The 12,364-nt window shown below is 65.3% G+C and carries 14 protein-coding genes; 3 read left to right on the forward strand and 11 right to left on the reverse strand.

Annotated features, from left to right (window positions below; all coding sequences use genetic code 11):
- The 4 genes from KBZ15_RS08465 to KBZ15_RS08480 form a co-directional block, all read right to left on the reverse strand.
- Positions 1-429, reverse strand: a 429-nt coding sequence (locus tag KBZ15_RS08465) for a Rieske 2Fe-2S domain-containing protein (RefSeq protein ID WP_255014756.1), incomplete at its 3' end; no start/stop codon positions are given.
- Positions 430-434: 5 nt separating this feature from the next.
- Complete coding sequence (locus tag KBZ15_RS08470) at positions 435-1,229, reverse strand: ABC transporter permease (protein WP_255014757.1); 795 nt, start codon at positions 1,227-1,229, stop codon at positions 435-437.
- Positions 1,230-1,232: 3 nt separating this feature from the next.
- A complete protein-coding gene (locus tag KBZ15_RS08475; protein WP_255014768.1) occupies positions 1,233-1,967 on the reverse strand; it encodes an ABC-2 family transporter protein in 735 nt (244 codons plus the stop codon).
- Positions 1,968-2,023: 56 nt separating this feature from the next.
- A complete protein-coding gene (locus tag KBZ15_RS08480; protein ID WP_255014758.1) occupies positions 2,024-3,025 on the reverse strand; it encodes an ATP-binding cassette domain-containing protein in 1,002 nt (333 codons plus the stop codon).
- Positions 3,026-3,108: 83 nt separating this feature from the next.
- Between KBZ15_RS08480 and KBZ15_RS08485 the strand changes: the two genes are divergently transcribed.
- A complete protein-coding gene (locus tag KBZ15_RS08485) occupies positions 3,109-3,801 on the forward strand; it encodes an SDR family oxidoreductase (RefSeq protein ID WP_255014759.1) in 693 nt (230 codons plus the stop codon).
- On the opposite strand, the gene KBZ15_RS08490 is transcribed toward KBZ15_RS08485, so the two are convergent.
- Positions 3,734-4,960 (reverse strand): SAM-dependent methyltransferase, encoded by a 1,227-nt coding sequence (locus tag KBZ15_RS08490; protein ID WP_255014760.1) that lies wholly within the window; start codon positions 4,958-4,960, stop codon positions 3,734-3,736. The genes KBZ15_RS08485 and KBZ15_RS08490 overlap by 68 nt on opposite strands.
- Before the next feature lie 68 nt (positions 4,961-5,028).
- Between KBZ15_RS08490 and KBZ15_RS08495 the strand changes: the two genes are divergently transcribed.
- Positions 5,029-5,823, forward strand: coding sequence for a TPM domain-containing protein (locus KBZ15_RS08495; RefSeq protein ID WP_255014761.1), 795 nt, complete (start codon positions 5,029-5,031; stop codon positions 5,821-5,823).
- Here the strand turns inward: KBZ15_RS08495 and KBZ15_RS08500 are convergent.
- The 3 genes from KBZ15_RS08500 to KBZ15_RS08510 all read right to left on the reverse strand — a co-directional run bounded on the left by KBZ15_RS08500 (position 5,815) and on the right by KBZ15_RS08510 (position 8,760).
- On the reverse strand, positions 5,815-6,630 hold the full coding sequence (locus KBZ15_RS08500; RefSeq protein WP_255014762.1) for a glycoside hydrolase family 104 protein: 816 nt from the start codon (positions 6,628-6,630) through the stop codon (positions 5,815-5,817). The two genes, KBZ15_RS08495 and KBZ15_RS08500, sit on opposite strands and share 9 nt — an antisense overlap.
- A gap of 154 nt (positions 6,631-6,784) precedes the next feature.
- A complete protein-coding gene (locus KBZ15_RS08505; protein ID WP_255014763.1) occupies positions 6,785-7,876 on the reverse strand; it encodes a hypothetical protein in 1,092 nt (363 codons plus the stop codon).
- On the reverse strand, positions 7,870-8,760 hold the full coding sequence (locus tag KBZ15_RS08510) for a TIGR04168 family protein (RefSeq protein ID WP_254931250.1): 891 nt from the start codon (positions 8,758-8,760) through the stop codon (positions 7,870-7,872). The genes KBZ15_RS08505 and KBZ15_RS08510 overlap by 7 nt, the downstream gene beginning before the upstream one ends.
- Before the next feature lie 48 nt (positions 8,761-8,808).
- Here KBZ15_RS08510 and nadA point away from each other — a divergent pair, with 48 nt between their 5' ends.
- Complete coding sequence (gene nadA / locus KBZ15_RS08515; RefSeq protein ID WP_396123422.1) at positions 8,809-9,759, forward strand: quinolinate synthase NadA; 951 nt, start codon at positions 8,809-8,811, stop codon at positions 9,757-9,759.
- On the opposite strand, the gene KBZ15_RS08520 is transcribed toward nadA, so the two are convergent.
- From KBZ15_RS08520 to KBZ15_RS08530, 3 genes are all read right to left on the reverse strand, one after another.
- Positions 9,689-10,801 (reverse strand): glycoside hydrolase family 130 protein, encoded by a 1,113-nt coding sequence (locus KBZ15_RS08520; RefSeq protein ID WP_255014765.1) that lies wholly within the window; start codon positions 10,799-10,801, stop codon positions 9,689-9,691. The two genes, nadA and KBZ15_RS08520, sit on opposite strands and share 71 nt — an antisense overlap.
- Entirely contained in the window at positions 10,798-11,910 is a 1,113-nt protein-coding gene (locus KBZ15_RS08525) for a Gfo/Idh/MocA family protein (RefSeq protein ID WP_255014766.1), read from the reverse strand. Before KBZ15_RS08525 ends, KBZ15_RS08520 begins: the two co-directional genes overlap by 4 nt.
- Positions 11,907-12,364: hypothetical protein (locus KBZ15_RS08530; protein ID WP_255014767.1), on the reverse strand; the 458-nt coding region annotated here is incomplete at its 5' end. The genes KBZ15_RS08525 and KBZ15_RS08530, both read right to left, overlap by 4 nt.

Consider the following 12,364-nt stretch of genomic DNA (forward strand, 5'->3'; position numbering starts at 1 on the left):
CAGGCCCTGGGCCGTGGCAGTGGCATGGGAGCGGCAGGCACTGCGGGGATTGCGGCAGGCGCTGGCGGCGGCCTCCGGTTCCGCCTGGGGAATGGTGGTGCAATGGCCCTCGCCGTTAAAACTCCAACCGTGGTAGGGGCACTCCAGCTCACCCCGTTCGTTGATGCGGCCCTCGCTGAGGGGCACCTGGCGGTGGGGGCAGATGTCGGCGAAGGCGCGCCACTGGCCCGCCTCGGCTTCCCACCACAGAACGAGATCCTGGCCAAGCAGGGTGAAAGGGGTGGGTCGCAGCGGGTCTAGATCTTGCAGGTAGGCCACCGGATACCAGCGCTGCTGCCAGTGCTCTTGCCAGCGATGCTGGGCCTCAGCGTCTAGCTCGCTGTTGGGTCCAGGGTTCAGGCCTGCAATGGGGGGAATGGAAGCAACCATGGGACCTAACTCGAGGCTGAGGTGTAGAAGCGCTGGGCATGGAGCCAGAGCAACCGGCTGCCGCCAAAACAGAGAATGGCAGCCAGCAGTGAGCCGCCTGCCCAGGCCAATGATCCCCTGCCGAGCAGCGCTTCGGCGGGCACCGTGGTGAGGAAGGCAACTGGCAAAACGAAGGTAAACACCAACCGCAGCGCCGGCGGATAGGCACTTACCGGATAGCGACCGGCGACCAGGGTCTGGCGCAGCACCTCTGTGGCATTCCAGACCTTGACGAACCAGATGCTCAGGGCCGCCAGCACGAACCAAAGGCTGTAGAGGATCACCAGGGAGGCCAGCAGCAGGGCCAGGGCTAGCAATAGCAGGGCTGGGGAGGGCACTCCGGCCCGGCTCAAAGCCCAGGCAATCAGGCCCAGAGCGGCCCCAATCGCCGGCAGCCCCCAGGGTGAAACGGTGCGGGTTGAAAGCCAGAACTGGCTGTCGATCGGCTTGAGCAACACGTAGTCGAGGGTCCCGGTCTGCACGTGGTTGACGATCCGGCTCAGGTTGGGCTGCAGCAAGCAGGTGGTGATCCCATCCAGCAGGGTGTAGAGCCCCAGCACCACCAGGGCCCCATTCCAGCTCCAGCCCCCCAGGCTGGAGCCCCCTGCAAAGAGCAGATGCAGCACAAACAGGCTGCCGGCGAGGTTGCCGAACACCGACACCAGCTCAATGACGGCGTTGAGGGGATACTCCAGCTCGGCGGCCAGGGACGTGCTCCAAAAGCTGCGCAAGCTTCGTCCGTAGTGGCGCCAGCTGGCCATGGCTCAGGCCCCCATCGCCGAATAGCGGCGCAGGCCGGCTAGCCACAGCCAGCGGCCAATCGGCAGCAACAGCAGGCACCAGGCCGCGATGGCTGCGAAGCCCAGGGCTGCATTCACCTCCTCGCCGGCCAGCAGGCGGGCCGGAAAATCCACCATCCAGGGAAAAGGGGTAGCCATCGCCAGGCGGCGAACAGCCGGGGGAAAGGTCTCAAGCGGCGCCACCAGGCCAGATAGGAACAGATAGGGAATCAGCAGCAGCCGATCCAGCGCCGCCGCTCGCTCACTCCAGAAACAGAGAGTTGTGACCACCACCTGGAGCAGGAAACGGAGCAGGAAGGCTGCCTGGATCGCCACTAGGCCAAGTAGTAAGGAGCGCGCCGATGGCAGCCAGAGCAGCCCCGGCGCCACCAGGCCCAGGGCCAAAAGCATGACCGCCACTATTGGCACCCGGGAGGCCTGTTCACTGAAGTGGGCCGCCAGATAGCGCCAGAGGGGGGCCAGCGGCTGCAACAAAAAGGGAGAGAGCCGCCCCTGCAGCGCATCCTCCTCAAACACGTGGATCAGCCACACCACGGTGAACTGGCGCACCAAAAAGGCCGAGAGGAAGTAGCGGCTGATTTGCTGCGGTGATAGCCCTGCTCCAGCGCCGGCCCCGGAGCCACTCCACACGCCGAGCATGATCAGTGGCAGCACACCGGAGAGGGCCCACAGCACGATCTCGGCCCGGTACTCGAGCATCAGGGCGTACTGGCTGACCAGCAACGCCCGCGCCACACGCCAGCCGTGGCGGATCCTCACGGCGAATCTCCCCTGGCCGCTGCTTCTCTGCTGCGAAACAGGACGCCGATCAAATCCTCGATTGGTGGATCCCCCACCTCCAGATCCAACACCGAAAAGCGCTCGAGCAGGGCCGCAACCCGCTCGGTGAGCTGGTCGCGCGGCACCAGCAGCCGCAGCAGATGGCCGTGGTGCTCCTCGATCTGGCCAAAGCCGGCAAACGCCTCGCTCGGGAGGAGATCGGCGAGCTCCAAGCGCACCTGTCGGCAGGGGGCAAGCCGCTGGGTCAGCAGGGCCAAGGAACCGTCGTGAAAAAGCTGGCCCTCGTGGATCAGCAACACCCGCGGACAGAGGGCAGTGATGTCGCCCATGTCATGGCTGGTGAGCAGGACGGTCGCGCCGGTCTGGCGGTTGTAGTCGGCAAGAAAATCCCTTACCCGGACACGGGCATTCACATCCAGCCCCAGGGTGGGTTCATCGAGGAACAGCACGGAGGGGCTGTGCAGCAGGGCCGCCAGCAACTCGGCCTTCATGCGCTGGCCGAGGGAGAGCTTGCGCACCGGCCGTTGCAGCTCTGGCCCCAGCTCCAGCATCTCGGCGAGCTCCCGGATGCGCCTAGCCGCTGCGACGGGCTCCAGCCCGTACACCGCCGCATTCACCTGCAGGGAATCCAGGGCTGGCAGATCCCAGATCAGCTGCTGGCGGTTGCCCATCACCAGGGTGATCTGACGCAGGAAGCGGGCCTGACGCCGCCAGGGCTGGTGACCCGCCACCTCGAGCTCGCCGCCACTGGGGTGGATCAGGCCGGTGAGCATCTTCAAGGTGGTGGTCTTGCCGGCCCCATTGGGGCCGAGGAAGCCCACAAATTCGCCGGGCTCGATGCTGAAACTGATCTGGTCGACGGCCACCACATCCCTGTGCACCCGCCGCAGCAGGTGGCGCAGACTGCCCGCCAAACCAGGCTGCTTCTCGCTGATTCGGTAGCTCTTGCTGAGATTTCTGGCCTGAATGATCGTCATGTCCCAGCTGCCACCGTCAGCCAAACCCGGGCCGCGGTTCTAGCGGCTGGGTACCAGCATGGTCGGACGTTGAAGGAGTGGCGATGACCCTGGTGGCAGTGACAGGTGCCTCCGGCAAAACCGGTTGGCGGGTGGTGGATCAAGCCCTGCATCGCGGTCTGGCGGTGCGGGCGATCCTGCGACCTGGCTCGGTGCTGCCAGCGGCCCTGGCCGAAGCGGAGCAACAGGGGCGGCTCGAAGTGCGACGCCTCGATCTCAGTGCCACCGAAGCTTTGCAAAGCGCCCTGAGGGGCTGCGATTCCCTGGTGATCGCCACCGGCGCGCGGCCATCGGTGAACCTGGCTGGCCCCCTGCAGGTGGATGCGATTGGCGTGCGCGACCAGATCCAGGCCTGTCAGGCGGTGGGCTTGAAGCGGGTGGTGCTGGTGAGCTCCCTCTGCGCTGGTCGTTGGTTGCATCCGCTCAACCTGTTCGGCTTGATTCTGGTTTGGAAGCGGCTGGGCGAACACTGGCTGGAGCAGAGCGGGCTCGACTGGACGGTGATCCGCCCCGGCGGCCTCAGTGAGGACGACAGCCGCGCCGCATCGGAGGGGGTGGTGTATTCCGGGGCCGACCAGCAGGAGAGCAGCAGCCTGCCCCGCCTGCTGGTGGCGCGGGCCTGCCTGGATGCACTCGAGACGCCGGCGGCGATTGGCAAGATTATCGAGATCACCAGCAGCGCGAACCAGGAGCCCCAGCCGCTGGCCGGCTGGTTGGCCCGCCAGCTGGTTCCCTGAGAAACCTGGGGACTGCCGGGTTTCCCCCCCGCCCGTAGGCCAGCCAGCGAAAATCCCCCAGGGCCCCGGGATCAACTAAGCGCAGCAGGGCCTCACGCCGGGCCAACACGGTGGCGAGCTCAGCTGGGGGCTGTTGCTGCAGGCCGTGCAGCCGCTCGGCCAAGCCAAGGGCTAGCAGGGCCTGGCCCTGGCGGCACTGGCCCAGGGGCTGCCAGCCGCTGGAGTCGGCAGCGGCATCGACGCTCTCCATACATAGGTGGGCGGTGAGATCCCAGGCGCCTGGCTCTAGCAGCGGATCGCCGCTGGCCTGCTGGCCCCGGTAGGCCATCAATGTGCCGCCGGAGCGCTGGGGGGCGTAGTAGCGCCAGGCCTCCAAGGCGTAGTCGATCACCAGCAGCTGGCCCTCGGCCACGGCCGCGGCGCACTCGCCAAGCCAGGGGGCCAGGCCCGGATGCAGCTCGCTGCACCAGCCGGAAGGGCGCTGGGGCGAGGGGGGCAGGAGTCCGAGGGGCTCGAGTTGGGCGGCCGCCGCGGGCTCCAGGGGCGCGCCGGGCTCCAGCCGCAGCGAGAGCTCCGCCCCAGGGCCCTCGTGCAGCGCCACCAGCTGCTGGCGCCAGAGCGCCCCGTCCCACTCGATCCGCTCCACCGCCAGGGCATCGAGTACCTCATGGGCGAGCACCACACCGCGCAGCGGTGAGGCCGCCAGCACCGCGAAGCTGGCCCAGCGACAGGGCAAGGGGCAGTCCTGCAGCAGGGCTCGCTGACGGGCCGCCATGCCCTCGTTGGGCTCCACCAGCACCAGCTCCAGGCGCTGGGCCAGCTGGGGCCAACCCGCCACCAGGGCCTCGGCCAGCTGCAGGGCCAAGCTGCCCTCGCCTGGCCCTGCCTCAACCAGGGCTAGGGGGCCGGGGCTGGCCGCCAGGGCAGTGAGCCACTCGGCCAGCTGGGGTGCCAGCAGGGCGGCGAAATCGGGGCCGAGGGAGGGAGCGGTGGCGAAATCACCTGCCGGGCCGATACCCAGCCGGCCTGAGCCGTAGGCGCCGTGCGCTGGATCGTGCAAGACCCACTCCATATAGGTGCGAAAGGGAACCGCCCCGCCGGCTGCCTGCAGGCGCCCTAGAAGCCAGGCGGGCAAAGCACGGCTAGGGGGCAGGGTCACGCTTAGACGGTTGTTCAGGGAGAATGCATCTTCCCTGAGGCCGGTGGATGGGTCGCGTTCTGACTGCCATGACAACGGTCTTGGCGACCTTGTTGCTGGTGTTGACCTGTTGGCTGGGCGTGGGCATCGCTCCGGCCCATGCCTACGACAACCCCGACCTGCTGCCCGACCACCCCACGCCGGTGATCGACCTGGCCAAGGCCCTCACCGATGCTCAGCGCACAAGCCTGGAAGAAAATCTCACCCGCTTCGAGGCCGATACCGGCTGGAAACTGCGGGTGCTCACCCAGTACGACCGCACCCCCGGCCAGGCGGTGAAGGACTTCTGGAACCTGGACGAACGCAGCCTCCTGCTGGTGGCCGATGAGCGCGGCGGCAATCTGCTCAATTTCAACGTCGGCGATGCCCTGTTTGCCCTGATGCCCCGCACCTACTGGGTGGAGCTGCAGACCCGCTTCGGCAACCAGTACTACGTACGCGACAACGGCCAGGACGCCGCCATTGTCGATGCCCTTGCAGCGGTGGAAATTTGCTTGGAGCGGGGTGGTTGTCAGGTGGTGCCAGGCCTGCCCCAGGAGCAATGGCTGCTCACCCTTTCCACCTCCGTTCTGGGCGGCCTGGTAGCCGGCTTCGCCGCCTACCCCCGCAAGGAGGGGCGCAAGGTGGAGTGGGCCTGGGTGTTGCTGCTCTCCCCCCTCTGGCTGATCCTGTTCGGCGCCCTCGGCCTGGGGCCGATTGTTACCCGCACCAGCGACCTGCTGCCGGTTGCCCGCAACAGCCTGGCCTTTCTGGGTGCAGCCCTAGGCGCTTACCTGATAGCGGGGGCAACGGTCGGCAAACCCCGCGCCCAGGATTCAGATTGAGTTCCCGCTCGCCCGGGGGCCCAGGCCCTTGAGGGCTTCCAGCTTGCAACGCAGGGAATCGGCCGGCATACAGGCAGGTTTGGCTGAGGCCAGGTTGGCGGCCGCTTGGTCGGCACTGAGTTGGCCGCGGAGCCTCGACAGGTTGTCCTCATAGAAGCGCCTGAGGTCGTGGTAGCGCTTCACCGGCTGGCCGTAGTAGCTGCGGCCGGCCAAGGTGGGAAAACTGGCCCATTCCGGGGCCAATTTGGCCGCCAGCAGGGGCGTGAATAATCCCTGATCGGCCAGGGCCAGTGCACCACGACGCTGGATCAGGAAGAGGGCTCCCTGGTCTTGTACATGGGGGCCAAATTGGGCAACCCCAAGGGAGCGGGTGACCAGATCCCAAGTAAATGGCATGAACTGGTAGGCCCCTGCTGCGGCGCTTGCGTAGCGGGCGGTGCGCACAACCCGGTCGGGGTGACGGTCCAGCGATGGCATCAGGCCACCGCCAAACATGATGCGGTAACCGACGTCTTCCCCACCAGCCCAGGTGCCCTCGGCAAAACGGATCGTGTTGAGCAGGGCACGGCGCTCAGGCGTGATCGCAAAGATGCGCGGCGAAGGGGGCGGCAGGGGTATAGATGGGGAAATGGATGTTGAAACAGTTGCCGCAAAGGGCCGGGGAGCCTCAAGAGGCTGAGCTTCTGAAGAGTGAGCTTCAACCTGCTGGGCCCGGGCCGATGGGGCATTCAGTAGGGGGGCGCCAGCTACAAAGCTGGTGATGGCGAGCAGGGAAAAGAATCGGGAGTTGATGCTGGGCAAGGTCATACCGGAGCGAATCAAACGGCAAAACCGCCTGCAGGCGGCCGAATCTGAAAAAGCGAAGAAAATATTTGTTCGGCCCAATTTGGCTACAAATCCCCCAATACACGATGGTGTTAGTGCCAATCTCAGAAGTGTCCATCGGTATGAACAATCACGCTTAACGGTTCAGATCAGTGTGGACCACCCGATTTGCGGCCACATATTCAATTGCTTCTGCGGCGTCCATGCAGCCATCAACTGGCAGTGGCGGATGACTGGGAGGGGTGAGGGGTTGGTCCAGGCGCCAATCCCCCGCCAGGGCCTGGGCCCTGCTGAGCAGGTAATGCCAGCCGTGACGCACAAGGGCCGCTTCCAGCACCGGAGCCTCGGCAAAGCCATCGCGATGCACCAGGTGGATTCCGACCCCCATGGTCAGGGCCTCACAAAAGGAGCTGTAGCCAGGCTTGGTGACCATGCGCCCGCACAGTGGGAGCACCTCCAAGGGGCGCACCCCCACAGGCAGGAGCCGGGCATTTGCAGCAACGGCCAGCTGGGGATCGGCGCAGATGAATACGTGATCCGGCCAGCGCGCCAAAATCCCAGGATCCAGCCTGAGGCCCAACCCACCAAAGCCAACCAGCACGCAGCGTTCCCGGTCGGCCGGCAACTTGAGCTGGTCGGCAAGCTTGGTGGCATCGAGGCGAGGGCTGCCTGCGGTCAGGCCCAGCCGCAGCTCGGGCAGACCCCAGTCCATCGGCATGGCCAAAGGACAGTGCAGCAGGAAATCGCCCTGGCGGTAGGCGTCGTGGCACTGGCGGGCCCAGGGGCGAAATTCCGGTCCCATCGCTGCGTAGATCGCATCCCAGCCAAAGTTGGCCAGCCACACCAAGGGACAACTAAGCCGCCTGGCCAGTTCAGCGGCTGCTGGCGGCACATCGGCCAGCACCAGCAGCGGGCACCCCTGCTCAGCCAGCCAGGCCTGCTCCCCGGCCCACAGGGCAGGGAGGCACGCCTCCAGCGCCTCCAGGGCCTGAAGAGTGGCATCGGCATCAGCGCCTAGGGCATCTGCCTGCAGGACCCCCACATCCCAGCGGCAGGGGCGGTACTCAAAAGGGATTGGCCCCAGGGCAAGGCGCAGGAAGGCTTCTGGCAGGGTGGTGGAGAGCACCAGACGCCACGTGGGATTGCGCTGATGGAGGGCCGTGAGCACGGCGGCGGTTCGGGAGCCATGGCCGAAGCCATGGGCACTGACGCAGGCGTAGATCAGCAAGGTGCCAGGTGGGTAGCGGGGCTTGGGGCAGCCCAGAGCCGCTCTTCATAGAGGAGTTCGGCTCCGAGTCCATACCAGCGATGGCTGGCACTGACCAGTTCCATACCCGCCAGCTCCACCCAGCTGAAGTGACGCAGGGCCTGGCCCGCCCCATCGGTGCCATGGCGGGGCACGCAGGCGGTATTGAGGTAGGCGGTTCCCGCCCGATCACGGCAAAAGCTCTGGCGCTCCCCCTGGCCGCGGCGCAGGGCGTGGTGCATGTGGCCAAACACCACCAGGGGCACAGGGCGCTGGCGGCGGATCTGCTGGATTGCCAGGGCCAGGTCGAGGTCACCCCAGTCACAGGCGGGGGGCTTCCAGTCGCGGCCGCAGGGGGAGCCGGAGTCGCTGCCGAGCCCGGAGGGACCACTGTGGGCCACCAGCACCAGGGGCCAGTGGGCTGGAGCGGCAGCGGCGGCGACAGTGATCCGATCAGCCGACTCCTGCAGGCTCACCGGTCCGAAGGCTGCCTGGGCCGCCCGGGACAGGTGGAAACCACCACCGGCGGTGCCGGGCCGGCCACCCACCACGGCAAGTTCGGGTTGGTCGAGGCGACGCAGGGCCCAACCGCAGTGCAATTCCCCCAGCAGGTCAATCTGACGTTGAAGGGTGCGGCCGGAGTCGTCTTTGCCGGCGTCGTGGTTACCCAAAACGCAGGCCACGGGCAGGGGCAACTGGCGCAAGAGGGCTGGGATGCGCTGCTGGCCGTCGCTGAGGTCACCCACCACGAGCAGGGCATCGGGCTTCAGCAGCTCCAGCAAGGCATGGTCGCTGTGGTCCCAGGCCCCATGCAGGTCACCGGCAATGGCGATGCGGAGCGTTTTCACCCCGCCGGTTACCGCCATCTCCGCTGCCTAGGCTCGTGCCATCCTGCATCAGCTGGGGGCCTCCTATTGGTATTTGCTTCCCAAACCAGATCAAGCGCCGACCTGGTGAGGACGATCACCGAGCTGAAGCGCCAGCGCAACGCCGTGATCCTGGCCCACTATTACCAGGAAGACGCCATCCAGGACATCGCCGACTTCATCGGCGACTCCCTTGAGTTGGCGCGCAAGGCCGCTGCCACCTCCGCCGATGTGATCGTGTTCTGCGGGGTGCATTTCATGGCCGAAACGGCCAAGATCCTCAACCCGGCTAAAAGGGTGCTGCTGCCGGATCTGGAGGCGGGCTGCTCGTTAGCTGACGCCTGCCCCGCCGATGCGTTTGCCAGCTTCCGTGCCGAGCACCCGGACCACATCGTGGTGAGCTACATCAATTGCTCGGCGGCGGTGAAGGCCCAGAGCGACCTGATCTGCACCAGCAGCAACGCCGTAGACCTGGTGCGGCAGCTGCCGCAAGACCGCCCGATCCTGTTTGCCCCCGATCAAAACCTGGGTCGCTGGGTGCAGGCCCAGAGCGGCAGGGAGCTCACCCTCTGGCCCGGCAGCTGCCAGGTGCACGTGGCCTTCAGTGAGCAGGCCCTGTTGCAGCTCAAGCTGGAACAGCCAAGGGCCGAGGTGCTGGCCCACCCCGAATGTCAGCAGCACCTGCTCGATCTGGCCGACTTCATCGGCTCAACTAGCGGTTTACTCCGCCGAGCAGAGGCGAGCACCGCGCAGAGCTTCATCGTGCTCACCGAGCCGGGCATCCTGCACCAGATGCGGCTAAAGGTGCCCAACAAAGAATTTTTTGAGGTGCCCGGCGCCGACGGCTGTAGCTGCAACGCCTGCCCCTACATGCGGCTGAACACCCTTGAGAAGCTCTGGCACTGCCTCGACCGAATGGAGCCCGAAATCAGCATGGATGAGGAGCTGAGGCTCCGGGCCCTGGCACCGATTGAGCGGATGCTGGCGATGAGCCGCTGAGCAGCAGGTCTGCCAGCTCAAGTTCCACCACGCAGGTGGAGCTGTCTGCCGCTCCGGCGTAGATCAACAGGGAGCCCTCCTGCTGAATGATGCCGGTGGGGAACACCACATTGGGCACAAAGCCCTCGCATTCGTAAGCGAGCTCGGGCGCCAGGATCTGCTCCCCTGAGCTGAGTATCTGCCAAGGCTGGTCGAGGTCGAGCAGTAACTTGCCAGCCCCATAGGAGCCGATGCCAGCTTCCCCTTCCCCCCTATCGTTGCCGTGGTACAGAACTAACCAACCCCCATCCGTGCGGATCGGCGGTGTGCCGGCGCCGATTCGGCCCCGGTCCCAGCTGCCAGTTGACCCCAGCAGGGGCTGGTGCTTGCCCCAATGCAGCAGGTCGGGGGATGAGGCCAGCCAGATCTCCGGCCGGCAGAAATCATGGGCAGTGGTGGGTCGGTGCAGGGCGAAATAGCTGCCACCGATGCGCTCAGGGAATAGCACCACATCCTTATTTTCCGGACAAAAGATCAGCCCATGGAATTGAAAGGAGCAGAAATCCAGGGTGGAGGCCAGAGCTGTAGCCGCTCCGTGGGGGGATACGGCCACATAGGTGATGTAAAAACGGCCATCGATTGGGGTGATCCGGGGATCTTCGATGCCATATATCTCACAGCCGAGGCTGGGCCTGAGGATGGTCTGGTGGCTGGGATCGAGCCGGCGAGGGTCGGTGCCTCTAACCACCCTTAGATGGGAGGTGGAGGTGAGCCGCAGCAGGCCCGTCTTCCTGATCTTCACCACCCGGGCATCCATTACAACCAGCTCCTGCTCTGGCAGCCAGTCGATAACGATGGTCCCGGCCGCCAGGTCCCAGCGGGGCAGTCCGACAAGTCCCGGCCGGATCTGGCGCGGGGCCTCGGCCACCCTGATCAGCAGCACGACACCATCGGCGGTGGCGACTGCTCCTGGATTGAAGGCACCAACGACGCCCATATCCGGTTGGGATGGAGCGAGTTGGGCCGGTGTCAGCAGGCAGCTGCTGAACAGGCGGGGGATCACTTACCGGTCTCAGCCAGCTCGGTAGCCGCGCATGCCATGGCCAGGGAGTTGCGCCCGTTTTCCTCAGTGATCAGGCGCTGATGGGAACGGTCTGCAATCCAGGCGACCTGGTCGGCGAACAGGGCCCGTAGCAGCTCGCAGTAACGGCGCATCTTTTCAACGTCCAAGCCGTCGTGGAGATCGATCTTCTGGTAATTGTCAAATTCTTTGTGGCGTCCGCGGGCCAGCCGCTTGACGCCGGAGTAGGCCTCGAGAACATCGAGCCTGGCCCCAGGGAAAATCTGCATCAATCTGCGTGACTGCTCCTCATCCACCACCGCCCGCAGCCGCAGCCGGGTGGGAACCCATTCCTCCAAGGTCAACTCACCGCGCTCAAACAGGAGCCTGAATTCCTGACGCTCCAGCCGGGCCGGCTGGGTGAAGCCGTGATAGAAATTAATTAGGGCCCCATTTCCATAGCGCACCACGCACTGCACCTGCTCTTCGAGGCCGGAGCCAGGTCGCAGGCTGCGCTGGGAAGAGACAACCTGCCCCTTGCCCAGCCAGCCTTCAAATAGGTCAAAAAAGTGCACGCCATGTTCTATGAAGATGCCGCCGCTTTTGGCCCGATCCCAAAACCAGTGGTCGGCTGAAAGCCCCTCATCGCCAGCGGCATTGTCAAACCAGCCATGCAGGCACTCACCAATCACATTTGAGTTGATGAGTTGGCTAACCGCTTCAAACAGCGGATTATAGCGCTGCATCAAATTGGCAACGCAGAGCAGATCGCGGGCACGGGCTAACTGGAGCAACTCATCGGCCTGGGCCAGGGTCAGCGCCAGCGGCTTTTCGCAGATCACATGCTTACCAGCCTCAAGGGCGGCTCGCACCTGGCCGTAATGGAGGAAGGGAGGCGTGGCGATGTAAACAAGATCAACCTGATCAAGTTGGATCAGGCTCTCCACCTCCATATTTTCGGACAGACCGAAGCGGCGGGCCACCGCTAGGGCCGCCTCGCGGTGGGTGCCAGCCATGGCTACAAGCTCAGCGCCCTCAACCTGAAGAAACTGCTGGAGGGCAAATAGGCCAAAGCCCCCTGTTCCGATTGCACCAATGCGGATTCTATTCATAGCTTGGGGATGGAATGGCGAGCGAGTTCGAGTAGTCGCATCTCCTGCAGAGCAAGGAGGAAGGCCAGGGTTGACTCAGCGCCCTGGTTCATATTGACGCTGTCGTCCTGAAGACCGTCAAAACAGCCACCGGTGCGGGCGTCATAGAGAGGCAGGTGCAGGTCGTTATCCCCGAGGAACCAGGCAAAGGCTCGCCAGGCCTCGCCGAGCCAAAATCCATCGCCTGTAGCTGACCAGGCCTCCACACAGGCCGATACCGAGGCGCACGCTTCCAGCGGTTGCTGGTCAAAAGTGGCGCGATGCTGGCCGCGACGGTAAAAACCATTGGAGCCAATTGGCCTGAAGTGGCCTGCTTCGGCGGTTTGCTCCGCCATCAACCAGCGCAAGCTGCGCAGGCCCACATCCAGGGCATCGCTTCGATTCGACCAGCGGCCGCTGAGGATCAGGGCGTGGG

It is taken from the genome of Cyanobium sp. BA20m-p-22 (assembly GCF_024346275.1).
Taxonomy (GTDB): domain Bacteria; phylum Cyanobacteriota; class Cyanobacteriia; order PCC-6307; family Cyanobiaceae; genus Cyanobium_A.

Bases quoted from the DNA above. Each gene is read 5' to 3' on its own strand.
- KBZ15_RS08525 (WP_255014766.1), bottom strand. From the start codon at position 11,910: ATGAATAGAATCCGCATTGGTGCAATCGGAACAGGGGGCTTTGGCCTA.
- KBZ15_RS08480 (WP_255014758.1), bottom strand. From the start codon at position 3,025: ATGACGATCATTCAGGCCAGAAATCTCAGCAAGAGCTACCGAATCAGC.
- KBZ15_RS08500 (WP_255014762.1), bottom strand. From the start codon at position 6,630: ATGACCTTGCCCAGCATCAACTCCCGATTCTTTTCCCTGCTCGCCATC.
- KBZ15_RS08475 (WP_255014768.1), bottom strand. From the start codon at position 1,967: ATGCTCGAGTACCGGGCCGAGATCGTGCTGTGGGCCCTCTCCGGTGTG.
- KBZ15_RS08495 (WP_255014761.1), top strand. From the start codon at position 5,029: ATGACAACGGTCTTGGCGACCTTGTTGCTGGTGTTGACCTGTTGGCTG.
- KBZ15_RS08510 (WP_254931250.1), bottom strand. From the start codon at position 8,760: ATGGCGGTAACCGGCGGGGTGAAAACGCTCCGCATCGCCATTGCCGGT.
- KBZ15_RS08485 (WP_255014759.1), top strand. From the start codon at position 3,109: ATGACCCTGGTGGCAGTGACAGGTGCCTCCGGCAAAACCGGTTGGCGG.
- KBZ15_RS08470 (WP_255014757.1), bottom strand. From the start codon at position 1,229: ATGGCCAGCTGGCGCCACTACGGACGAAGCTTGCGCAGCTTTTGGAGC.